Source organism: Prochlorococcus sp. G4PB17 (genome assembly GCF_059772445.1).
Genome location: NZ_CM186288.1, coordinates 363,188 through 385,296 on the forward strand (window position 1 = coordinate 363,188; position 22,109 = coordinate 385,296).

Annotated in this window: 26 protein-coding genes; 12 read left to right on the forward strand and 14 right to left on the reverse strand. The window is 32.2% G+C overall.

The features are described from left to right. Positions 1-21: 21 nt before the first annotated feature. Both mfd and AC6EJB_RS01955 read left to right on the forward strand, forming a co-directional pair. Positions 22-3,522: a transcription-repair coupling factor gene (mfd, locus tag AC6EJB_RS01950; protein WP_498492049.1), complete on the forward strand. Its 3,501-nt coding sequence runs from the start codon at positions 22-24 to the stop codon at positions 3,520-3,522. A gap of 63 nt (positions 3,523-3,585) precedes the next feature. Then, positions 3,586-3,801: a hypothetical protein gene (locus AC6EJB_RS01955; RefSeq protein WP_498492050.1), complete on the forward strand. Its 216-nt coding sequence runs from the start codon at positions 3,586-3,588 to the stop codon at positions 3,799-3,801. A 4-nt stretch (positions 3,802-3,805) separates the two neighbouring features. On the opposite strand, the gene AC6EJB_RS01960 is transcribed toward AC6EJB_RS01955, so the two are convergent. The 4 genes from AC6EJB_RS01960 to AC6EJB_RS01975 all read right to left on the reverse strand — a co-directional run bounded on the left by AC6EJB_RS01960 (position 3,806) and on the right by AC6EJB_RS01975 (position 6,143). After that, on the reverse strand, positions 3,806-4,114 hold the full coding sequence (locus AC6EJB_RS01960; RefSeq protein WP_498492051.1) for a TlpA family protein disulfide reductase: 309 nt from the start codon (positions 4,112-4,114) through the stop codon (positions 3,806-3,808). A gap of 54 nt (positions 4,115-4,168) precedes the next feature. Continuing rightward, positions 4,169-4,819 (reverse strand): methyltransferase domain-containing protein, encoded by a 651-nt coding sequence (locus AC6EJB_RS01965; protein WP_498492052.1) that lies wholly within the window; start codon positions 4,817-4,819, stop codon positions 4,169-4,171. 112 nt (positions 4,820-4,931) lie between these two features. Then, positions 4,932-5,537, reverse strand: a complete 606-nt coding sequence (locus tag AC6EJB_RS01970) for a DUF4335 domain-containing protein (RefSeq protein WP_498492053.1) — start codon at positions 5,535-5,537, stop codon at positions 4,932-4,934. 9 nt (positions 5,538-5,546) lie between these two features. Further along, a complete protein-coding gene (locus AC6EJB_RS01975; protein ID WP_498492054.1) occupies positions 5,547-6,143 on the reverse strand; it encodes a DUF3038 domain-containing protein in 597 nt (198 codons plus the stop codon). 82 nt (positions 6,144-6,225) lie between these two features. Between AC6EJB_RS01975 and AC6EJB_RS01980 the strand changes: the two genes are divergently transcribed. Continuing rightward, entirely contained in the window at positions 6,226-6,744 is a 519-nt protein-coding gene (locus tag AC6EJB_RS01980) for an adenine phosphoribosyltransferase (RefSeq protein ID WP_498492950.1), read from the forward strand. Here AC6EJB_RS01980 and AC6EJB_RS01985 read toward each other — a convergent pair. The 4 genes from AC6EJB_RS01985 to dapB are packed head-to-tail and all read right to left on the reverse strand — an operon-like array spanning position 6,741 to position 9,618. Continuing rightward, entirely contained in the window at positions 6,741-6,950 is a 210-nt protein-coding gene (locus AC6EJB_RS01985; RefSeq protein WP_498492055.1) for a DUF2949 domain-containing protein, read from the reverse strand. The genes AC6EJB_RS01980 and AC6EJB_RS01985 overlap by 4 nt on opposite strands. A 22-nt stretch (positions 6,951-6,972) precedes the next feature. After that, entirely contained in the window at positions 6,973-8,079 is a 1,107-nt protein-coding gene (locus AC6EJB_RS01990) for an FAD-dependent monooxygenase (protein WP_498492056.1), read from the reverse strand. Positions 8,080-8,111: 32 nt separating this feature from the next. Beyond that, entirely contained in the window at positions 8,112-8,759 is a 648-nt protein-coding gene (locus AC6EJB_RS01995; protein WP_498492057.1) for a DUF8619 family protein, read from the reverse strand. 10 nt (positions 8,760-8,769) lie between these two features. After that, complete coding sequence (gene dapB / locus AC6EJB_RS02000; RefSeq protein WP_498492058.1) at positions 8,770-9,618, reverse strand: 4-hydroxy-tetrahydrodipicolinate reductase; 849 nt, start codon at positions 9,616-9,618, stop codon at positions 8,770-8,772. Positions 9,619-9,732: 114 nt separating this feature from the next. On the opposite strand from dapB, the gene AC6EJB_RS02005 reads away from it, so the two are divergent. Further along, complete coding sequence (locus AC6EJB_RS02005) at positions 9,733-13,746, forward strand: magnesium chelatase subunit H (RefSeq protein WP_498492059.1); 4,014 nt, start codon at positions 9,733-9,735, stop codon at positions 13,744-13,746. Between the two features lie 6 nt (positions 13,747-13,752). On the opposite strand, the gene folP is transcribed toward AC6EJB_RS02005, so the two are convergent. From folP to AC6EJB_RS02020, 3 genes are read right to left on the reverse strand one after another with little or no spacing between them, the layout of a single operon-like run. Then, positions 13,753-14,532, reverse strand: coding sequence for a dihydropteroate synthase (gene folP / locus AC6EJB_RS02010; RefSeq protein ID WP_498492060.1), 780 nt, complete (start codon positions 14,530-14,532; stop codon positions 13,753-13,755). A gap of 40 nt (positions 14,533-14,572) precedes the next feature. Continuing rightward, a complete protein-coding gene (gene tpiA, locus AC6EJB_RS02015; RefSeq protein ID WP_498492061.1) occupies positions 14,573-15,313 on the reverse strand; it encodes a triose-phosphate isomerase in 741 nt (246 codons plus the stop codon). A gap of 9 nt (positions 15,314-15,322) precedes the next feature. After that, entirely contained in the window at positions 15,323-15,541 is a 219-nt protein-coding gene (locus AC6EJB_RS02020) for an RNA-binding S4 domain-containing protein (RefSeq protein ID WP_498492062.1), read from the reverse strand. Positions 15,542-15,579: 38 nt separating this feature from the next. Here AC6EJB_RS02020 and AC6EJB_RS02025 point away from each other — a divergent pair, with 38 nt between their 5' ends. The 6 genes from AC6EJB_RS02025 (at position 15,580) to AC6EJB_RS02050 (ending at position 19,167) form a co-directional block, all read left to right on the forward strand. Continuing rightward, positions 15,580-17,316, forward strand: coding sequence for an ABC transporter ATP-binding protein (locus AC6EJB_RS02025; RefSeq protein ID WP_498492063.1), 1,737 nt, complete (start codon positions 15,580-15,582; stop codon positions 17,314-17,316). A gap of 45 nt (positions 17,317-17,361) precedes the next feature. Beyond that, complete coding sequence (locus AC6EJB_RS02030) at positions 17,362-17,589, forward strand: DUF6447 family protein (protein WP_498492064.1); 228 nt, start codon at positions 17,362-17,364, stop codon at positions 17,587-17,589. A 199-nt stretch (positions 17,590-17,788) separates the two neighbouring features. Further along, positions 17,789-18,079 (forward strand): DUF1330 domain-containing protein, encoded by a 291-nt coding sequence (locus tag AC6EJB_RS02035; RefSeq protein ID WP_413390531.1) that lies wholly within the window; start codon positions 17,789-17,791, stop codon positions 18,077-18,079. A 36-nt stretch (positions 18,080-18,115) separates the two neighbouring features. After that, complete coding sequence (gene petP, locus AC6EJB_RS02040; RefSeq protein WP_498492065.1) at positions 18,116-18,343, forward strand: cytochrome b6-f complex subunit PetP; 228 nt, start codon at positions 18,116-18,118, stop codon at positions 18,341-18,343. A gap of 96 nt (positions 18,344-18,439) precedes the next feature. Then, positions 18,440-18,583, forward strand: a complete 144-nt coding sequence (locus tag AC6EJB_RS02045) for a hypothetical protein (RefSeq protein WP_498492066.1) — start codon at positions 18,440-18,442, stop codon at positions 18,581-18,583. Between the two features lie 62 nt (positions 18,584-18,645). After that, positions 18,646-19,167: a uridine kinase family protein gene (locus AC6EJB_RS02050; RefSeq protein WP_498492067.1), complete on the forward strand. Its 522-nt coding sequence runs from the start codon at positions 18,646-18,648 to the stop codon at positions 19,165-19,167. Positions 19,168-19,303: 136 nt separating this feature from the next. Here the strand turns inward: AC6EJB_RS02050 and AC6EJB_RS02055 are convergent, their stop codons facing one another. After that, positions 19,304-19,453 (reverse strand): hypothetical protein, encoded by a 150-nt coding sequence (locus tag AC6EJB_RS02055; RefSeq protein ID WP_498492068.1) that lies wholly within the window; start codon positions 19,451-19,453, stop codon positions 19,304-19,306. 287 nt (positions 19,454-19,740) lie between these two features. After that, the gene (locus AC6EJB_RS02060) at positions 19,741-19,962 is read right to left on the reverse strand and encodes a hypothetical protein (RefSeq protein ID WP_269605689.1); all 222 of its coding nucleotides are present in this window, start codon (positions 19,960-19,962) and stop codon (positions 19,741-19,743) included. 240 nt (positions 19,963-20,202) lie between these two features. On the opposite strand from AC6EJB_RS02060, the gene AC6EJB_RS02065 reads away from it, so the two are divergent. Then, a complete protein-coding gene (locus tag AC6EJB_RS02065; RefSeq protein WP_498492069.1) occupies positions 20,203-20,604 on the forward strand; it encodes a hypothetical protein in 402 nt (133 codons plus the stop codon). A 21-nt stretch (positions 20,605-20,625) separates the two neighbouring features. On the opposite strand, the gene AC6EJB_RS02070 is transcribed toward AC6EJB_RS02065, so the two are convergent. Next, positions 20,626-20,856 carry a hypothetical protein gene (locus tag AC6EJB_RS02070; protein WP_498492070.1) on the reverse strand — a complete coding sequence of 77 codons (231 nt, stop codon included), beginning with the start codon at positions 20,854-20,856 and terminating at the stop codon, positions 20,626-20,628. 222 nt (positions 20,857-21,078) lie between these two features. Between AC6EJB_RS02070 and AC6EJB_RS02075 the strand changes: the two genes are divergently transcribed. Continuing rightward, positions 21,079-22,086: an NmrA/HSCARG family protein gene (locus AC6EJB_RS02075; RefSeq protein ID WP_498492071.1), complete on the forward strand. Its 1,008-nt coding sequence runs from the start codon at positions 21,079-21,081 to the stop codon at positions 22,084-22,086. Positions 22,087-22,109 lie beyond the last annotated feature (23 nt).

Sequence of the window (22,109 nt, forward strand, 5' to 3'; positions counted from 1 at the left end):
TTCTCAATATTTAATGAAATAGTGTCATTAGGTTCAATAGTAGAAAAATTAGAGAACCACCCATTAACTAAAGAAATTTTAGTAAGAACTAATAGAAAAGAAAGATTAATATTAACGGGAGCATCGCGAACAGTAAAAGCACTATTAACTACTTCACTTGCCAAAAAGGATTCTAAGGTACTTCTAGTAATTGTTCCAACATTAGAAGAGGCGACAAGGTGGTTCCCTCTCGTTAAAGATTGTGGTTGGTCTAAAACATGTTTATACCCAACAAGTGAAGTTTCTCCCTATGATTCGACTCAAGTTACTTCTGAAATTATATGGGGTCAATTGCAAGTCTTAAGCGATATTTTAGAATTAAATAATGAAGATAGTATTGCAATAATTGCTACTGAGAGATCGCTTCAACCGCATTTGCCACCAATTGAATATTTAAAATCCAAATGTATAAAATTAAATGTAGGAGATGAATTAGATTTAGCCAACCTATCTTTAAAGTTGGGTGAATGTGGTTATATAAGAAAAAGTAATATTGATCAGGAAGGTACTTGGACAAGAAGAGGAGATATTCTTGATATATTTCCAGTTAGTAGTGAGATACCTATCAGATTAGAGCTATTCGGAGATCAATTAGAGAAAATAAAAGAATTCGATCCTCTTTCACAGAGATCTTTAGACAAAATTGATAACGTCTGTATTACTCCTACTGGATTTAACCCACTAATTATTGAAAGACTTTTGGAGTATAAAGATGAAATAACATATATTACTGATGAGGAATATAGTGACTTTAGTAATTCAAATTCTATTTCTTCATCAAAAAAATATCTAGGAGTTGCATTTGATAAACCATCATCTTTGTTAGATTACTTAGATGCTAGTACAGTTGTAGTTTTTGATGAAAAATTACAATGCAAATCACATTGTGATGCATGGTATAAAATAGTTAATGAAAATTATAATGAACTTATAAGCGAAAAACAGGATAAAGGTATAAGTAATCGTATACTTAAACCAAATCTGCATAGAACTTTTAATGAGATTAACGCTGAACTGCAGAATTATAATGTAATAGAAATAACAGATCTTGAAGATGTTACATCAAAAAATAATACGTTAAATATTTCTAGTAAGTTACACAAATGGCTACCTAATCAGTACGGTAAAATTAGTTTATCAATTAAAGATTATATAAGACAAAAGTATACTGTATGGATAATTTCAGCCCAGCCTAGTAGGGCTGTGTCACTCTTAGATGAACATGAATGTTACGCTAAGTTTGTAGCAAATAGTAATGATCTAAATGGTATAAAAAGTATTCTAGATGATAATACTCCTGTTGCAATTAAAAATAATAATGACGGTGAAATTGAGGGATTTATACTTCCAAGTTGGAAAATGGCCTTAGTAACCGATAAAGAGTTTTTTGGCCAAAGTAATATTCTCAGAACAGGTTACGTTAGAAGAAGAAAACAGGCTGCAAGTAGAAAAATAGATCCTAACAAAATGAAACCAGGTGATTATATTGTTCATAAAAATCATGGAATAGGACTATTTCAAAAAATTGAGAAACTAAATATAAATGGAGAGTCTAGAGACTATTTAGTTATTAAGTACTTAGATGGCAAGTTAAGTGTTGCTGCAGATCAGCTTGGTAGTTTAGGTAGATATAGAAGCTCTAATTCAAAAACACCAAAAATTAATAAGCTTGGAGGAAATAATTGGAATAAAATCAAAGAAAAGGCTAGAAAATCTGTAAAGAAAGTAGCTATAGATTTAATAAAATTATATGCAGAAAGAAGCAAGGAAAAGGGTTTCAAATTTCCAATAGATGGTCCATGGCAAAGTGAATTAGAGGATTCATTTCCATATGATCTAACACCCGATCAATCTACAGCTACCAATCAAGTTAAGAGTGATATGGAAAGTGATAAACCTATGGATAGATTAATTTGTGGTGATGTTGGTTTTGGAAAGACAGAAGTGGCAATAAGAGCAATATTTAAAGCGATTACTTCAGGCAAACAAATAGCATTCTTAGCTCCTACTACAGTTTTATCACAACAACACTGGAGAACTATCTCTGATCGTTTCGCACCCTATCCAATTAAAGTTTCTTTACTTAATAGATTCAAAACAAGCAGAGAACGAAAACAAATACTATGCGGTCTAAAGGACGGTAATATTGATGCCGTTATAGGCACACATCAACTATTGAATAAACAATTAACTTATAAAGATTTAGGCCTTTTAGTTATTGATGAAGAGCAACGTTTCGGTGTGAATCATAAGGAAAAAATCAAGGAATTAAAAAAGAGTATTGATGTGTTAACACTCTCAGCAACACCAATTCCACGAACCCTTTATATGAGTCTTTCTGGTGTAAGAGAAATGAGTTTAATTACTACACCACCTCCATTACGAAGACCTATAAAAACCCATTTAGCGCCATTAGATAATGAAATAATAAGAAGCGCAATATCACAGGAAATAGATAGGGGAGGACAAGTTTTTTATATAGTTCCACGTGTTAGTGGAATAGAAGAAGTAGCAGAAAAACTAAAAAGCATGATTCCAAATGTAAAATTGCTTATTGCTCATGGACAAATGGAAGAGGGAGCACTGGAAAATGCAATGCTTGCTTTTAATGCAGGAGATGCAGACATATTACTTTGCACAACAATTGTAGAAAGTGGCTTAGATATTCCAAGAGTAAATACAATATTGATTGAAGATTCTCATAAATTTGGATTATCACAACTTTATCAATTAAGGGGAAGAGTTGGCCGAAGTGGGGTTCAAGCTCACGCTTGGTTATTTTATCCAAGTAATGAAAAACTAAATGACGGATCTAGACAAAGATTAAAAGCAATACAAGAATTTACCGATTTGGGTAGTGGTTATCAATTAGCAATGAGAGATATGGAAATTAGAGGAGTTGGCAATATTTTGGGCATAGAGCAAAGTGGACAAATGGAAACTATAGGATTTGATTTATATATGGAATTATTACATGAAACAATCGCTGAAATACAAGGCCAAGAAATACCATCAGTCGATGATACGCAAATTGATTTACCCGTTACAGCTTTTATACCTGGTGACTGGATTACAGATCCAGACGAGAAAATTCAAGCGTATAGATTAGCAACTCAATGCGAATCTAATAATGAACTAGTTCAATTTGCTAGCAATTTAATTGATAGATACGGAAATCTACCAAAAGCGGTGGAATCATTGATAGAAGTAATGAAACTGAAAATAATCGCTAAAAAATGCGGTTTCTCAAGAATTAAGCTTTCCAGACCAAATGTAGAGTTAGAAACATCAATGGACGAACCAGCATTTAGATTAATTAGAAAAGGTTTACCAACTCATCTACATGGAAGATTTATCTATAAAAAAGGGGATAGCTTTTCTTCAGTATTAATACGAGGTCTGGGAATCTTGGATAGCGATAAACTTCTAGAGCAACTGACCGAATGGCTAAACATAATGAATAATCAAATAAATACTCATTAAATTTAATAATCACTTCAATAAATCTAGTACATGGCAATTTTTCAATTGGTAACCAAAAAAATTATGAAAGTAAAAAATTGCTATACTCTCGAAAATTTGAGTATTTTTACCTTGGGTGAAGTCGTAGAAATCAGTACTAACCAGTATGGACTCAGCCTCTTTAGTGGATTAATAAGTCTAATGGCTTTAGGTGTATATACTCTTTTAACAGTAGACACTGGCAATGACGACGATGACTCTGATTCTGGTGGTGGTGGTTTAATGCAACCAGTTAACTAAAACATTAATCACACAACAGTTTTGAAAGTCTTTCTCTAAAGTCGCCTTTTGCAATACCCCCCTTTAATTCACCAATAATTTTAAATTCACCCTCAGGATTATCTACTAAAAGATAGGTAGGCCAACCCATACCCTCCTTTGTTGGATATTGTTTTAAAAGAATTGGTCTGTATTTTCTATATACCAAGGTGTCTTGTAGTTTTACACTGACAAAGTCTATTCCCAATTCATTTGCAACCTTTGAATCAAAGAAGCTCATTCTATGACACGTACCGCAATCCTCAGAACTAAATTTAATTAGTGAATAAGACATAAAAAATTCAACAATAATACAATTATATTAAATAGTAAAATAAATAAAACAGTATCAATTTTTAGACTTGTTATTTCTTGCAATAACAGAATAAAAGGGATCACTTTCTACATTATAAAAACCAAATAACTTATTATCATATGTTTTTTCTGAATAGATCTTTTCAATATCCCATTTGTTTGCTTTTAAGACATTTGTCACATATTCTACTCTTTTTTCTTCTGAGGAATTGGCCCAAATAAAAGGGGACTTTGTCCAAAATGCACGATTGGTAAAAGATATAATTAATAAAGAACTAGGTTTTATTATTCTAGATAGTTCTTTTGAAACTTGTTCGGGATATTGTAAATATTGCCAGCCGGCTACTACTAACACAGCATCAATAGTAGAATCTTCAAATGGTAGGCTTTGAGTCGTATTTAAATTTTGAATCCAGAATTTATCAAGTCTATTATTAGCTCTTAATTCTGCTTCATTCATTCCATGACCAATTACTTTTTTGTATTTAATTTGTGTGGGTAGATGACTAACCCAACTACTCATTAAGTCAACAATTACATAGTGCTCGCAAAGATATTTTGAATATAGCTTTGTAAGACGATTTCTAAATGAATTACTGAGATGATTAACATATCTTGGTGTTTTATAAAAAAATTGATCATCATTGTTATCAATTTTCTCTCTATCAAATTCTGAAAGTTTCATGTATATAAGTTATTTAAATTATCATAAAACATTTTTAATGTAGTTGTGAAATTTCAAGAAATAAATTAAGGCTAAATAATTAAGATAGTCTAAATTATAAGGAGGTTCACTATTAATATTTTGGAATAGACAATTTCGAAATGTTATTAGATTTATTGATTTCTTGATTATTATTTACTGGAATACAAAGTAATAAAGCACTACTTGATATAAAGATTAAAAGTGCAAAAAGTAAATTAAAATGTTTTCTAGGTTGTTTTATATTTTGGAGAATATATCTCTTAGTAAAAGGTTTATCTATACTAATATCCCATTTTAAGTTGAATCTAGAGTCAAAGCGAAGTAAATCAAGACATCGTGTTAGATCAGATAACTCGGAATCATCTAGAATAATTTCTAATGGCTGAACATCTTTTTTTGTACTATTAAGTAGTAATTTATGATTAATGCCATGAGGAGATAATGTCACAATATTTTTATTAGATGTAATTTTTGATCTAATTCCAGAAATATAAGATCGTGAATATTGGAGGATTACTTGCATTAAATTATCTAGATGTTCTTTTTCACCTTCTAATATTGGTGATCCTATAATTTTCAAGGTCCATGAAGTTAAAATTCCAATAGTTTGTTCTGAATCTCCATTGGAAACATCAGGTATTCCGGCTAATTCAAGAGAAGATGAATTTTGATCAAATTTATAAGTTAAATTTATCATATTTTTAATTTAATTTTGATGATATAAAGAAGCTTTTAAACGATCGGCGCCCCCTGGTCCACAAGATAATGAAAGAATAACTAATAAATGCCTAAAAAATTCATTATTCTTTTCTGCTAGCAGAAAAGAAATATAACTACGCTTCAAATTCATCCTTTCTCGTATGAGCGACTTTAGACGGGAACTAAATAAAAACCATCGTTCTTTATTTAGTGTTTGAGATTCCTTTGAAGATAGAAGCTGTCTAATGAGAGGATAAAGGTTTTCAGCCATAGATGAAATTAGTTCAACAAGTGAATTGATCTGATCCGATGAAAGGGATGAGAAAGTATATGATTTTCTCAAAGGGTTAGAACATCTCATTTTCCAAAATTCAACACGACTAGAAAATTGATCTGCAAGACCTATATTTTTAGCCTTTAAAAAAAGTGAATCCGTGGCATTAATCTGGAGAGTTTCAATTACTAAAATCAAAAAATCTAGTTTTTTAGAGGCATCATTGGCTATGGAGCAGTTTTGGTAAGTAAAACCCGCAGTAGTATTGGTAAAATTGGAGTCTTTATTTTGGAATTTATTCTGCGAGGTCACTAAATAAGTTGTTTTCATAAATTAAATAATGACAGGACTTAAGGGATTAGCTAGCTTAATTGTTGGTTTTATAAAATCGCACACCATATATAAATCTAAAATGGAACACCTAAAAAAATATATATCTGAAATACAAGATTTCCCCAAGGAGGGCATAGTTTTTAAAGACATAAATCCAATATATAAAAACCCTAAAATATGGAAAGAGCTAATGTGGCCTCTTGAACAGTTAATTTCAAACATTAAGCCAAATTATATAGCTGGTATTGAGTCACGAGGCTTTATAACTGCCTCTGCTTTAGCTTTTACCAACGAGATTGGTTTTATTCCCATCCGAAAGCCTGGTAAATTACCAGGACAGGTAATTGGTATTAATTATAAACTTGAATATGGTGAAGACAGATTAGAAGTTCAAAAAAACATGATAAAAAAAAACGATAGAATAATAATAATTGATGATTTATTAGCCACAGGAGGTACTGCATCTGCTGCCGGTAACTTGATAATGATGGCTGGAGGGCAATTACTAGGATATTGTTTTCTTGTTGAACTAAAAAATCTTTTAGGGAGACAAAATTTAGATAATAATTTAGTAATTGAAAGTCTAGTAAAATACTAATGGCCACCCTGCCACGATAATAATTCCTTTAATTGAGGAAGGGTAATCAATCCATAACTCCACATAACTATAGGTAAGGGTGAATTTTCTAAATAAGACCGCTTAATTCCTAAATCCAAGGCACTTTTACTAACTCCAAGTTTAGCTATGATAAATTCACATAACTCATCCGATGGAGGATTAATTGGTTTACTAGTATTTATCATTTATGTAGCTAATTGTTTATGTTCATTTTGTCATTAAATTTAAAATAAGTTTTCTTATAATCTTCGATTTTTTTAAAACTCTAAATATTAAAAATCTAGGAATAAAGAAAATTTTAGCATTACTTCTGGAATATCTAACCAAGCTATCAGTAAGTATAGATATTGATAATACATCTATTAATCTAGTTAAAGAATAAATAATGGGAATAAAATATTTATTAGTCATAAGTATTTTAGATGAAATTAAATTAGTAAGTGTTTCAACATCACGCCAACATAAATTTAATCCCTGACCACCAACTGGATGTAATGCATGAGATGTTTCTCCTAAGAATATATATTTTCCCGAATGAAATGAGTAATTTAAAAGAAAATTAATTGGAAATGATTTTGGTTCGCCAATTATAGTATCTGGTTCAATTCCATAAGGTAAAATTGTTGATAAGTAATCTAAGAAAAGTGCCTTAGAGATAGACATATTATGTTTACCATTTTCTATTGTTTGACTACAAATAATTTGAAATAAATCACCTCCCAGAGGCAAAACAGCAAAAGGACCTTCTGAGTTTAGTATTTCATATGCCTCATTAGATTTAGCTCCTCTTAATAGAATCTTTGCTGTAATACATACTTGATCATAATTAAATCTAAAAGATGGTATTTTGAGCTTCTTTTTAGTTATAGAATTTACTCCGTCTGCTGCAACAATGAAATCATAATTATTAGTATTTGGGATAACTGAAGTTGGGATCTTATTAATGTTATCAATATTAGATATAAATTCTAATATTGATAACATTAGTTTATTATGTTCAGCAATCCAACCGACAGTTGAATATTTTCTGTTGCTTTTTCTTAAATCATTTATACGAAATTCCACCATTTTATTTAACTCATAATCTATAACATTTAAAAATTTGAATGGAATTAAATCGGAAACAATATGTGACCAAATATCAATTCTTTCTAATATTTTTCTTGATGAATGTGTAAGAGCGTAGCAACGATCTCTATTAACAAGATCTTCGTCTGACAACCTTTCATACAAATCAACCCTGCAACCAGCTTTTGCTAATGATATTGCTGCTAATGATCCTGTTAATCCTGAACCAATAATTGCTATATTCATAAATATAATTATATCATTTATATTGTAAATTATTAATTTATGATTCTTCTATTAACAAATTCCTCAAAGGCAGGACGAAGTAGGAAAGGGTAAGAACCTACCCACAAATTAATTTCTGGACACCAAGCATCACTAATAGCATTAATATTATTAAAATCTCTTCTATTACTAAAAACTACACAATTTATCCTTAAGCCTTTTGTAAGGATATTAAATTTATTTTGTAGTGGAAAACTTATATTTCCAATAAATCCATCCTCATCTTCAATATCTATAACTATATAAGTTCTCTTTTTTTCTATTAATTCTAATCGGCCATCTTTATTTGCTTGTTCTTGTTGATTTTCAACTCTATCTTCAACATAAACATCAGAAATAAAGCCATCAACTAATGCTGAAAAAGAATAACTTTTGAATTTTGAATTTTTTCTACTAGCTTCAAGTATTGGTCCCCATAAAATATATAAAAGAAAAGCTACACCTAAAACCAACCACAAAGAGTAAAACTGACTTGTCACTTGACTTTGGCTAATTAGCAAAGTTATTACACCTCCAATGGCTGAGATCATAATCCTTTGAAAAACCTTCTGAGGATTACCCAACGCTGAATTAAATTGCAACCCTGTTGCTACGGCAGGGATTAACTTATTTATCTCATTTTGCTTAATCGGTAATAACATTTTTTGACACCTACAGGATTTTTTCTAGCCCATAAACCAGTTTTTTGTAAGATCTTATTTTTTTAACAACTAAGAGTACTCCGGGCATATAAGCAGAGCGATCAACAGTGTTATGAACTAACTCATAAGTCTCTCCATTAGAACCAAACATGACTTGTTGATGAGCAACAAGTCCGGGTAATCTTACAGAATGTAGTCTTAATCCACTAGGACGAGATCCTCCTCGGGAACCTTTAATTGATTCCTCTTCCTTTACCAGAGGTTTATTAAAAGCTGAGCGTTGTTCCTCAATCAATTCAGCGGTTTTAATACAAGTTCCACTTGGTGCATCTGCTTTTTTGTTGTGATGCATTTCTGTCAATTCCGCAAACTCATAAAAACGTGCCGCTGCTGCGGCAGCTTGCTGCAGCAAAACCATACCTACTGAAAAATTTGGAATTATTGCTGTACCAAGGGAAGCTTTTTTTGCAAATTTAGAAAGATCATCTAGTTGATCTGTTGTTATTCCAGTTGTCCCAATGACTGGATGAACTCCATATGCAATTGAAGTACGAGTGTGCTTATAAGCAACTTTTGGATGAGTGAAATCTACTAGAACAACTCCATTATTTAAACCATCTTTTGGGACGTTCTGACTTGCAGCACATAAAGTGCCTTCGAAGTCACTTGATATGAATACATCAAGCGGCCCTAAGCCAATTAATGTTCCAATGTCTTGACCTTCTTTTTCCTTCTGATTATCAATTGCTCCAACTAGTTCATAATCATTGGATGAATTAATTGCTTTAATCACCTCAGATCCCATTCGACCTAAGGCTCCTGCGACTAAAACTGGTATTGATTGATTAGCAGAACTCATTGAATTGCTTTTTTTATAATCATATTTGATATCCCTTGTAACACGCATTAACTAAATAACACACTAAAGGGCCACTGAACACTAGGCTTGGTCGAATTCCGATAGAAGAAAAAGATGTTTACACAGGTTCGCTCAGCCAATCGCAGAGTTTCACCTGTCGAGAATCACAAGCATAAAGCAGTGATGAAGGCCGTTTATGTGGTTCTTGAGCCTCAATATCAAAATGCTCTTACACAAGCTGCAAACTCATTAAATTCTCAAAATGGTCCTATTGGAATTGAGCTTAATGGATATTTAATTGAAGAATTAAGAGATACAGCCAATTATGAAAGCTTTAAAAAAGATATAAAAAATGCTGATTTATTCGTAGCTTCATTGATTTTCATTGAAGATTTAGCGCAAAAAGTTGTTGAAGCAGTTGAACCTCATAAGGAAAATCTTAAAGCTGCAGTTGTATTCCCATCAATGCCAGAAGTGATGCGACTGAACAAATTGGGCACTTTTTCTATGGCCCAGTTAGGTCAAAGTAAAAGCATTATTGGCGACTTCATGAAGAAGAGGAAAGAAGCAGGCGGTGCTGGCTTTCAAGATTCAATGTTGAAGCTTCTAAATACTCTTCCATCAATTCTTAAGTATCTACCAGTAGACAAGGCACAAGACGCTCGTAGTTTTATGCTTAGTTTTCAATATTGGTTAGGTGGAACTCCAGATAATTTGAGGAATTTCCTACTAATGCTTGGTGACAAATACGTTTTTCCAGAACTTAATATAGAAAAAGAGAATATTGAAGTTGCAGAGCCAGAAGTTTTTCCAGACTTAGGGATTTGGCATCCTTTAGCGCCAAATATGTTTGAAGATAAAAAAGAATATCTAAATTGGTCAGCTTCTAGAGATGATTTATCAAATAAGGCGAAAGAAGGCCCAGTAATTGGTCTTGTACTTCAAAGAAGTCATATCGTTACTGGAGATGATGCTCACTATGTCGCTGTAATTCAAGAACTGGAATATCGGGGAGCAACAGTAATTCCAATTTTTTGTGGTGGATTAGATTTTTCTAAGCCTGTAAATGAATTTTATTACGATCCAATTAACCCTGACAAACCAATTGTGGATGGGGTTGTCTCCCTTACTGGCTTTGCACTTGTAGGAGGTCCTGCAAGGCAAGATCATCCAAAAGCAGTTGAGGCATTAAAGAAACTCAATCGACCCTACATGGTTGCTCTACCTCTTGTTTTCCAAACGACACAAGAATGGGAAGGTAGTGACCTTGGTCTTCATCCAGTTCAAGTGGCTCTGCAAATTGCAATTCCTGAATTAGATGGAGCTATTGAACCAATCGTTTTATCCGGACGTGATGATGCCACTGGAAAAGCTCATACACTCCAAGACAGAGTAGATGCAATAGCTGAAAGAGCTATTAGATGGTCATCACTAAGAATAAAAAAAAGAGACCAGAAGAAATTAGCGATTACTGTATTTAGTTTTCCACCTGATAAAGGAAATGTTGGAACAGCTGCTTATTTAGACGTCTTTGGCTCAATTTATAGGGTTTTAGAAGAAATGAAGCAGAAAGGTTATGACATAAAAGATATGCCTAAGAATCCAAAAGAACTGATGGAGACATTAATAAATGATCCTGAAGCATTACAAGGTTCTCCTGAACTATCAATAGCTCATCGAATGAGCGTAAAAGAATATGAAAAATTGACTCCCTATTCTGAAAGGCTAGAAGAGAACTGGGGAAAGCCACCTGGAAATTTAAATAGTGACGGTCAAAATCTTCTTATATATGGGAAAGAGTTTGGGAATGTATTTGTTGGAGTACAACCAACATTTGGATATGAAGGCGATCCAATGAGATTGCTTTATTCCAGAAGTGCTAGTCCTCATCATGGTTTTGCCGCTTATTACACTTATTTAGAAAAAGTTTGGAAGGCAGACGCAGTTCTACATTTTGGTACCCATGGATCTCTGGAATTCATGCCTGGGAAACAAATGGGTATGAGTGAGACTTGTTATCCCGATTCATTAATTGGAGGTCTACCTAATCTTTATTACTACGCAGCAAATAATCCCTCGGAAGCAACAATCGCCAAAAGAAGAGGATACGCATCAACAATTAGTTATTTAACTCCTCCTGCTGAAAATGCTGGACTATATAAAGGACTAAAGGAACTTGGAGAATTAGTTGGTTCTTATCAACAGTTACGAGAGAGTGGAAGAGGAATTCAAATTGTTAACGCCATAGTTGAAACATCAAAAAAATGCAATTTAGACGAAGATGTAAAACTTCCTGAAAAAGATGCCTCCGAATTGGATTTAGATGAAAGAGATTTGGTAGTTGGAAATGTTTATAAACAATTAATGGAAATAGAAAGTCGATTATTACCTTGCGGCTTACACACTATTGGAAAACCCGCCACTGCTGAAGAAGCTATTGCAACTTTGGTAAGTATCGCATCTATAGAAAGAGAAGATGATGGAATCAGATCTTTACCAGGTTTATTAGCTGAATCAAAAGGGAAAACCATTGAGGAAGTCTACGAAGGGAATAACAAGGGAAAATTAGAAGATGTTGAACTTAATAAATTAATTACAGAAACTTCTAGAGAAGCTGTTGGTTCAATGGTTAAGTCTCTTACAGGAAGAGATGGCAGAGTAAATATGAAGAAGAATATTTGGACCCTAATAGTTGAGTTTTTGAGAGGAATAGGTTTCTCAATCCCATCGCCATGGCAAGCATCGACTAAGAAAGCAGGTTTTGAAAATGTAAATACAAGTTCACTTGATAAATTGTTTGAATATTTGAGATTTTGCCTAGAGCAAATATGTGCAGATAAAGAAATGGAGAGCCTTTTAAAAGCTCTAGATGGAGATTACGTTATTCCTGGGCCAGGTGGAGATCCTATAAGGAACCCTGGAGTATTACCAAGTGGTAAAAATATTCATGCATTAGATCCTCAATCGATACCAACTGTAGCTGCTGTAGCTTCAGCCAAGGGTGTGGTTGACAAACTTATAGAGAGACAAAAAGAAGAGCAAGGTACATGGCCAGAAACTATAGCTTGCGTACTTTGGGGCACTGACAATATCAAAACCTATGGTGAATCATTAGCACAAATTCTTTGGTTTGTAGGTGTAAAACCAAAACCAGATTCAGTTGGAAGGGTAAATAAATTAGAGCTTCTTTCTCTTGAGGAACTAGGAAGACCAAGAATAGATGTAGTTGTTAATTGCTCAGGTGTTTTTAGAGATTTGTTTATTAATCAAATGGCATTAATTGACCAAGCCGTAAAAATGGCTGCAGAGGCAGATGAACCACTTGATAAAAATTTCGTAAGAAAACATGCATTAGAGCAGTCAGAAAAAGAAGGTAAAAGTATCAGAGAATCAGCAAGCAGAGTGTTCTCAAACGCGAGTGGAAGTTATAGCTCAAATGTCAATTTGGCAGTTGAGAATTCAACATGGGAAGAAGAAAATGAATTACAAGAAATGTACCTTTCTAGAAAAACTTATGCATTCAATGCAGATAATCCTGGTGAAATGAATCAGAACAGAGATGTTTTTGAATCTGTTATGAAGACTGCTGATGTTACATTCCAAAATCTTGACTCTTCAGAAATATCATTAACTGATGTAAGTCATTACTTTGACTCTGATCCAACAAATTTAATTAAAAATCTTAGAGATGATGGTAAAGCGCCAAGTAGTTACATAGCCGACACAACAACAGCCAATGCCCAGGTCAGATCATTAAGTGAAACTATTAGGTTAGATTCTAGAACAAAATTACTTAACCCAAAATGGTATGAAGGTATGCTCAAGTCAGGATATGAGGGTGTAAGGGAAGTCTCTAATAGACTTAATTACACATTGGGCTGGAGTGCAACTAGTGGTCAAGTTGATAACTTCGTATATGAAGAATCAAATGAAACTTTTATAAATGATCCGGAGATGAGGAAAAGACTAATGGAATTAAATCCCCACAGTTTTAGAAGAATAGTTGGAACATTATTAGAAGTTAATGGAAGAGGATATTGGGAAACATCCGATGAAAATATTGAACAATTAAAAGAGCTCTATCAAGAAGTAGAAGATAGAATCGAAGGGGTTAACACAGAAGATTAGTTTAAATTAAATAATTGACTTAGTCATTTTGATAACCTGTGAAATTTGTTTAACATCATGAACTCTTAGAAAATCAACTCCAGCAATCACAGATCTAGACGCAACTGCCGCCGTTCCAAATATTCTTTTTGTAGGGTCAGGTTCATTAATAACCGAACCGATAAATCTTTTTCTAGAAGGTCCTATTAATACAGGATAATTCATAGAAACAAATTCTTCTAAATTTCTCAGTAAAGTTAAGTTTTGAAAATGATTTTTTGCAAAACCTATACCAGGATCAATAATAATTTGTTCATTTTTTATGCCTTTAGATAAAGCTAACTCAATTTGATTAGATAATTCATTTTTTACTTCTTTGACAACATTTGTATAAGTTGCTAATGAATCCATAGTCTTACTATTTCCACGACTATGCGTCAAAACATACGGTGAACGTTTATCAGCAATAACATTAAAGATTAGAGGATCATGTCGACCCCCACTAACATCATTTATCCAATCAGCACCAAGATTTAATACTTTCTCAGCTACAGAATGATGGAATGTGTCTACAGAAATTGGAATCTTGGGATGTAATGATTTTATTTCACTTATTAAAGGAACCAATCTTTTTATCTCTATGTCAGCTCCAACCTCAGATGCACCAGGTCTCGTGCTCTGAGCGCCAATATCTAAAATATGCGCTCCTTGTTTTATGCATAATGTTGCATGCTTAACCGCCGAGGATAAGTCAATATAAAGACCTCCATCACTAAATGAATCTTCAGTGATATTTAGTATCGCCATTAAATGGGTTTCTCTATCCCAATGTTCTGGCAGATAATTATTATATTGTTTTGAAGTTAGCAATTCTCGCAAAATTTTTAGGGTCTAAAGAGGCACCACCAACTAATACACCATCAATATCTGGCATAGACATAATCTCATCAATATTATTTGATTTAACTGATCCACCATATTGAATAGTGACGTCTTCGTAACCAGTCCATTTACGAATGAGTCCACAAATCCTATTAGCCTCATTTGCTTCACAAGTTTTACCAGTTCCTATGGCCCAAATTGGTTCATAAGCGACTATGAGTCTTTCTACATCAATACCTTCAAGGCCCTGATCAATTTGCCTTCTAATAACCCTTTCTGCCTCTCCCAGCTCTCTTTGTTCAATAGTTTCACCTACACAAACAATTGGAATTAATTGATGATCTTGAGCCGATTGCGCTCTCTTATTTATTTGTTCATCACTTTCACTGAAGTATTTTCGTGGCTCACTGTGTCCAACAATTGCACATTTAACCGAAAGCTCGTTAAGCATGAGAGGAGAAACCTCTGCTGTATAGGCTCCACTATCCTCCCAATGAACATTTTGGCTAGACAAAGAAATATATTCACTTCTTTCCTTAATGAATTCAGAGAGAGGGTAAAGGGCTGTAAATGGTGGTGCAATAACAACTTCCCTTTCTTTTTTTGGTATATCTTTCAACAATGGTATCAATACCCGCATGTACTCAATCGCCTCAGAACAAGTCATGTTCATCTTCCAATTCCCTGCGATGACCGGTTTACGCACGGCAGCTCCTCATTTTTCGCTTCTTGCCAACCTACGGCCTAGAGGATCAGAATTTGGAACAATGTATGTTTCATTTGCAAAAATAATTTGATCACCATCAATTAATTTTCTACCTCTTCTGTTTTCAACTATGCCATTGACTGATATTTCTCCTGATTTAATAATTAATTTTGCTTGTCCTCCGGTCTGAACGATCCCAATAAATTTTAGAAATTGATCTAATTTCATTGACGTGCATTTAAATTAAACATTGATAGTTTGATGGAATGAACCAAAAAAACAAAATAAATTTCATTTACTTGATAAGGAGACTCAAGGGACATTTGTCAACCTTGCTCCTGGGTGGAATAAGCATGTTTGTATACGTCATTTGTTGGCCAATACTCGCATGGTTATCAGGAAAATTAATACCTGCGATTGGTCAAGGAAATACAAAACAGGTTTTAACCGTGATTTTACAAGCCCTGATAATTTTTATAATTCAAAAAACTGCACAATATCTACAAGATAGTCTCCTTGCAAAACCCGCATTAGCCTTAAGCCAAGATCTTCGAACAACAATATTTAGGAAACTTCAAAAAAGTAATATTCTTTTTATAGAAAAACTTTCATCTGGAGATATTGCGTACAGACTCACAGAAGATGTTGATCGAGTTGGGGAAGTTATTTATAAAACAATTCAAGATACTACACCATCGATATTTCAATTATTAGCAGTATTTGGTTATATGATATTTATTGACTGGAAATTATCATTTGCAACATTGATATTAGCTCCCTTAATTGCAATATTAGTGAGTAATTTTGGAGGAAGAGTACTAAAAGCATCTGAAAAAAGTCAAAACAAAATTAGCTCTTTAGCTGGTTTGCTTTCAGAGGCAATTCAAGGATTACCGATGGTTAAAGCATTTGCTGTAGAAGAATGGTTGCAAAATGATTTTGATAAACAAGTTAAATTACATAAAGAGGCAAAATTTAATATGCTTAAACTTATAGCCCTTCAACATCCAATAGTTGGATTAATAGAAGTAATTGGTATTTTGAGCATTCTAGCAATAGGAACATATAGAATACAAACTGGAGGTATCTCAAATGAAGAATTTGGTAGTTATTTTACAGCTTTAATAATGTTAATTGATCCAATAAGCCATATAACTTCAAACTACAACGAATTAAAGCAAGGTCAAGCATCACTAAAAAGATTAAATGAAATAACAACTAATCCAAAAGATATTCTGACTTTAGATAAAGGTATTATACCCAAAAAAATTGTAGGGAAGATAACTTTAAAGAATATATTTTTTTCGTATAATGTTAATAATGACGTAATAGAAGATGTAAGTTTAGAAATAGACAGCGGGAAAATAATAGCCTTAGTGGGACCTTCAGGTGCTGGTAAAAGTACCATCTTCTCATTAATATTAAAATTCATACAACCAAATAAAGGATCAATATTTATCGATGACTATAATTTAAACAAATTAAATACAAAATATTTAAGAAGATTAATAGGAATAGTTCCTCAAAAAACATTTATATTTTCAGGGACAATTGCAGATGCAATAAGTTTTGGAAGACCCACAACAAGAGATAGAATTATCAATGCTGCGAAAATTGCTAATGCTCACGATTTCATTGAACAATTCCCTAATGGGTATGAAACATTTATAGAAGAAAGAGGTGCTAATCTATCTGGAGGTCAATTACAGAGAATATCAATTGCAAGAGCTTTACTAGGAGATCCAACAATTTTATTACTAGATGAAGCTACTAGTGCTTTGGATGCTGAGGCGGAAGAATCCGTTCAAAAAGGCCTCAAACAAGCTATGAATAGTCGAACTGTATTGGTAATAGCTCACAGATTATCAACTATACAAAAAGCAGATAAAATAGCTGTGATTGAAAAAGGCAGAATTTGTGAAGTAGGTAACCATAATGAATTAATTAACAGGAAAGGAAGATATAAAGAGTTTTGCGATAAACAATTTATTAAGAGCTTTTAGGAATGTAATCAATGCTATATTAAATATGAATTATATATTAAATTAATGTCAAATAACATATCAAATGAAAGAGAAGCAATTCTAACATTTGAGGACAAAAAATATGATATTAAGAATCTACCAAGTGAAGCCCAAGAACTCATAAAAGGTATGCAAGTTGCAGATGCACAATTAAGGATGCATGAAGACACACTGAAAGTACTAGCAGTAGGACGTCAACATCTTGCGATGCAGTTAAAGGCTAAACTTGAAAAAATAAGTCCTATAAATTAATTAGTTTTACATTAACAACTTATAATTAAACTTTAACGATAAATAAAATTAATTTGATTAATAATTAAAATCAATAACTTCAGAAAGCATCATTTGCAAATAAAGTAAATATACTTATTAACTATAAAAAATTAAATAATCCCATTTATTGACCCTAAGGTGGCTAATACATGAGAGAATCTAAAAAAAAAATAAAGAAATGGCAACTAAAGGTTATTGGCTAAAGCAGGCCAAAATTGAAAGTACAGCACAATTCATCGAATACGTAAAAACAGTTGTTCCATGGCTTAGATCAGTAGGCGGAACAATAATTGCTAAAGATGTAAACCAAAATTCCGATTTAAACGAATGGGATGGTGGACAATTAGGGGTAATAGTTGAATTTGAATCTAAAGCCGCTGCTCAAAAGGCATTTAATTCATCTGAATTTCAAGAATATATTAAATATAGTGGAATAGAAAATCAATTATCCCTTTCTATAATTGGATAAATGAATTAATCTGATCAATAAGTAGAAAGATTAATTATGATAAGAGATTCATCAAATCTTCAAAAAGGACAAAAATTACGAATTGAAATTAATGAAGTAAAAGATCGACTACCAGAAAATATTCTAGAAATAATAAGAAAAGAGCCTTTAGTCGAACTTGTTGGTTATAAAATGGTAGATGGCAATCAATTTGGCCTAGTGGTCAAACATACTACTGGTGATATAAATTGGTTTTTCGAAAAGGAATTATCCGAAGCGATGTAATTTATACCTAAATATCACTTTTTTGTATAACTAAAAGATACATATAAGGATATCAAATGATTGATAAAGTATATTAAATACTCACTAATAAAAAAGATGATGCCTTACAACCAAATTACTGTGGTTATTGGTGGACTTATGCATATTCCTGTAATAATAGCAGTTCTAAGATTTGTTGAAAATAAATTTAATAATAGAAACTGGACCACAGAAGAACTTAATTACAATAAAATAGCTTAATAGTTAATCAATAAGACAAATTTTTTACTCAAAATATATATACATCTGTAAGATAGTAAATAATGAAAACAATCGTCATCACAGGACCATCAGGTTCTGGAAAAACTTACTTAAGCAATAGATTATCTAAATTATTTAATAATTCAATAGTAATAAAAACCGATTCTTATTACAGGGATAATCTATTTATCCGCGTTTTATCAATATTTCTAGAAGATATATATGATAGGCCCATTAGTATTAAGAAAAACAAACTAATGAATATTCTAAGATCTATAAATAATAAGGATAGCTTGATTTTCTTTAATGAATATGACTTTAAAAGAAAACATTCAAAGCAATCAAAAAAAAGAATTAACTATACAGAAGATAATCAATTCCTAATATTAGAAGGAATATTTTCTCATAGATTAGATTTAAACTATCAAAAGACTATAAATATTGTATGCGTAGAAGAAAAAGAAATTTGTTTTCAAAGACGACTTAAAAGAGATCAATTAGAGAGGGGGAGAAAAAAAAGGAAATCAAAAATAAATTCAGCAAATCATGGCATTTATTTTATCGAAATATTAAATCCTATCTAAATGGAAATAAAATAATAAGATTCAATCAAGTTGATCAAATTTCTTTCGATAAATTAGTTGACAATTTAAAAAAGATAAATAACTAAGAAAATATTTTAAATATATTTCTTAGTTATTTTCTCAATATAAAAAATATCTATTTTTTCACCTCTGGGGCATTCATGCCATCGTAGTCAGGACCTACCATTAAGCCAACAATTGCAAATAATGCAATTGAAGCTACTCCAACTAAAACTGCCGTTGGGGCTGGAGTACTAGTAAGGCCAGCAAATAATAAATTGAACATAAAAAATAATTAAAGCAAATTATAAATAGCAGAAAAAGGTATAAATTGATTAAATAGTGACTAGTTTTGAACTAAAAATGGAAAAATAGTAATTTTGATACATAAAGAAGAGTCTATTGTTTAAATGCCACAAGATATTCTATACATTTTTATTTATTAATCGTACACCAATGAATTAAAAAAGTGCTGGATGGAATCAATTCATTTACATGTAAATCTTTTAAAAAGAAAAATGTGGGTTAACATGCAAAACATATCAACCCACATGATTTGGCTAGATAATCTAATTATTTAGATGTATTTGGATCATTAAAACCATCGTAATTAGGGCCAACAACGACAGCCATAATTCCAAATAGGGCCATAAAAGCGATACCTATGATTGGTGCAGTAGGAGCTGGTGTACTTAGTAGCCCAGCGAATGTTAAAGGAAGCATGTTCTTTAGTAAGACCCAATATAAATACCAGTCATCAGGGAATATGACCATTGATATTTTAATTTGTAACATTTAACTCTGACTTAAGTAAGCTATGACTGGGTTTAGAAAGAGAATCATGAAGAAATGTCAGTAAATCTCATATTCATGAAAGGTTTAAAATCAGCCGTATGTCGAATAGATTGATTGGTTTATAAAAAAAAATAAATATTCAAAACTAAAATTAATTTACTATTACCTTTCAACGTAATATATAAAAAAAGAATAAAATTTGGTAATATAAAAGTATAGATGATAATTTAAATTTTTGAAGTGATTTCTTACAAACGTCCAATAACACCCATCGAAGAATTTGAGGAAGCCTGTATAAAAGCTAAGTTAAATGATAAAGAACAAAAGATTATTGATCATATTAGATATGTCGGTGTATTTACTCAACCGTCACTTACTAAAGATCTTCAATTAGATTCAAAGCCTCCAATATTATCCGTACTATGTGAAATTTGTAGAAAGATAGGTAACTATATGCCCGAACATTTTAGAAGTGTCAGAGACTGGTCCAAGCAAATTAATGAACATAAAGTAAAATGGGATGGAGACCTAGTTTGTTCATTAGCATGGAATAAAGATGGACAAAGATTATCACCAGAAAATGGAACATGTTTATACCATACATTTGCAGTACACAAAGAATTATTCCAAGGCCTAGATTAAAATACTAATTTAGATAAAAGGTTATCCCTGACTAAGGTACTCAAACAACACATTATTAAAACCTAACTCTTCGGCTGAATATTCAAGCATCAAATTATCAGATTCTATTTGGGAACGGAAGGTTTTAATTTCGTCAGATTCATCTCCTGATGGAGGGATACCATCGACAACATCGAAGATAATGTTTTGTCGATCAATTTTAGCAAGAACTTCATTTGCCATAATGATCAAACTTAGTACTATTAAATACATAGCCAAAATTTTGAATCTGTATAAGCAAATAAAACATTCCTTTACGAAAGACAAAATACAAAAATGGATAGCTAGTAGATCAAGACCCTAGTTTCTGCGTATCAGCTAAAACTTTCGAGCAGGCAGGAACAACAGCTTTACATAAATTCATTTATGATTTACATTCCTTAACTTATTATTTTCTAAATCGTGCTTGACCAAGTAATTATAGGTGAGTCGAAAGTGAAAAAAAATACTGTCATAGCAGTAACTATGGCGACAAGCCGACAAGGTTCAGGAGTGGTAAAGGAATTAAGCAAAACTAACAAATATCAAATACGTGCAATTACAAGAAATATAAATAGCCCTAAAGCTAAAGAGCTTGAAAACCTACAAAACGTTGAACTAGTTAAAGGTGATTTAATGGTTCCTGAAAGCCTTAATAAAGCTTTTGAAGGAGTTAACGTGATTTTTGGAAATACTACCCCTACTAAAGGATGGAAATTATTTAGAGGAAGTATTGTCAGGGCTTATGAAATGGAACAAGGATTTAACTTGGTAAATCAAGTTAAAATTGCATATGAAAAAGGCATGCTAAATCATTTTATTTTTAGTTCAATTAGTAAAGGAAAAGATCCACTAAAAAATGATCCTGCTCCAGGACATTTTACGAGTAAATGGGATATAGAAGAATATATACAAAAATTAGATCTAAAAAAAATTACTACTGTATTAAGACCAGTTAGCTATTTTGAAAACTTTGAGAATAAATTACCAGGCTACAGTATTTCTAAAGAAATATTTCCCGGTATTGTTGGTAAAAATTTTAAGTGGCAAACAATTGCAGTTGAAGACATTGGTAAATGGGTAAGAGGTGTTTTATCTAAACCAGAGAAATATAAAAATCAATCAATCAATATAGCCGGAGAGGAATTAACGGGAATAGAAATGGCGAAGACACTACAAAATATAGTTTCCTCAGAAGGACTTCAAACTAATTACGTGATGATACCCAGATTGGCAATTAAACTGTTGGAATATGACATAGGTTTGATGGCAGATTGGATTGAAAGATCAGGGTATGGGGCTGATATGAATAAACTCAAAATGATTCAGTCAGATTTAGGTATTGTTCCTACAACTCTTAAAGACTGGCTTAAAGCAAAACTTAAAAATCAGAGTGAATCACGAAATTCATGGTCAAGGCAGTGGAAAAAATCACAATGGAAACTACAATGGGACAAATATTAAATATATATATACGTTCAATTAAA

Excerpts from the sequence above, each read along its gene's own strand:
- AC6EJB_RS01955 (WP_498492050.1), top strand. The coding sequence starts at position 3,586 with ATGAAAGTAAAAAATTGCTATACTCTCGAAAATTTGAGTATTTTTACC.
- AC6EJB_RS01960 (WP_498492051.1), bottom strand. The coding sequence starts at position 4,114 with ATGTCTTATTCACTAATTAAATTTAGTTCTGAGGATTGCGGTACGTGT.
- AC6EJB_RS01965 (WP_498492052.1), bottom strand. The coding sequence starts at position 4,819 with ATGAAACTTTCAGAATTTGATAGAGAGAAAATTGATAACAATGATGAT.
- AC6EJB_RS01970 (WP_498492053.1), bottom strand. The coding sequence starts at position 5,537 with ATGATAAATTTAACTTATAAATTTGATCAAAATTCATCTTCTCTTGAA.
- AC6EJB_RS01975 (WP_498492054.1), bottom strand. The coding sequence starts at position 6,143 with ATGAAAACAACTTATTTAGTGACCTCGCAGAATAAATTCCAAAATAAA.
- AC6EJB_RS01980 (WP_498492950.1), top strand. The coding sequence starts at position 6,226 with ATGGAACACCTAAAAAAATATATATCTGAAATACAAGATTTCCCCAAG.
- AC6EJB_RS01985 (WP_498492055.1), bottom strand. The coding sequence starts at position 6,950 with ATGATAAATACTAGTAAACCAATTAATCCTCCATCGGATGAGTTATGT.
- AC6EJB_RS01990 (WP_498492056.1), bottom strand. The coding sequence starts at position 8,079 with ATGAATATAGCAATTATTGGTTCAGGATTAACAGGATCATTAGCAGCA.
- AC6EJB_RS01995 (WP_498492057.1), bottom strand. The coding sequence starts at position 8,759 with ATGTTATTACCGATTAAGCAAAATGAGATAAATAAGTTAATCCCTGCC.
- dapB (WP_498492058.1), bottom strand. The coding sequence starts at position 9,618 with ATGAGTTCTGCTAATCAATCAATACCAGTTTTAGTCGCAGGAGCCTTA.
- AC6EJB_RS02005 (WP_498492059.1), top strand. The coding sequence starts at position 9,733 with ATGTTTACACAGGTTCGCTCAGCCAATCGCAGAGTTTCACCTGTCGAG.
- folP (WP_498492060.1), bottom strand. The coding sequence starts at position 14,532 with ATGGCGATACTAAATATCACTGAAGATTCATTTAGTGATGGAGGTCTT.
- AC6EJB_RS02020 (WP_498492062.1), bottom strand. The coding sequence starts at position 15,541 with ATGAAATTAGATCAATTTCTAAAATTTATTGGGATCGTTCAGACCGGA.
- AC6EJB_RS02025 (WP_498492063.1), top strand. The coding sequence starts at position 15,580 with ATGAACCAAAAAAACAAAATAAATTTCATTTACTTGATAAGGAGACTC.
- AC6EJB_RS02030 (WP_498492064.1), top strand. The coding sequence starts at position 17,362 with ATGTCAAATAACATATCAAATGAAAGAGAAGCAATTCTAACATTTGAG.
- AC6EJB_RS02035 (WP_413390531.1), top strand. The coding sequence starts at position 17,789 with ATGGCAACTAAAGGTTATTGGCTAAAGCAGGCCAAAATTGAAAGTACA.
- petP (WP_498492065.1), top strand. The coding sequence starts at position 18,116 with ATGATAAGAGATTCATCAAATCTTCAAAAAGGACAAAAATTACGAATT.
- AC6EJB_RS02045 (WP_498492066.1), top strand. The coding sequence starts at position 18,440 with ATGATGCCTTACAACCAAATTACTGTGGTTATTGGTGGACTTATGCAT.
- AC6EJB_RS02050 (WP_498492067.1), top strand. The coding sequence starts at position 18,646 with ATGAAAACAATCGTCATCACAGGACCATCAGGTTCTGGAAAAACTTAC.
- AC6EJB_RS02055 (WP_498492068.1), bottom strand. The coding sequence starts at position 19,453 with ATGTTCAATTTATTATTTGCTGGCCTTACTAGTACTCCAGCCCCAACG.
- AC6EJB_RS02060 (WP_269605689.1), bottom strand. The coding sequence starts at position 19,962 with ATGTTACAAATTAAAATATCAATGGTCATATTCCCTGATGACTGGTAT.
- AC6EJB_RS02070 (WP_498492070.1), bottom strand. The coding sequence starts at position 20,856 with ATGTATTTAATAGTACTAAGTTTGATCATTATGGCAAATGAAGTTCTT.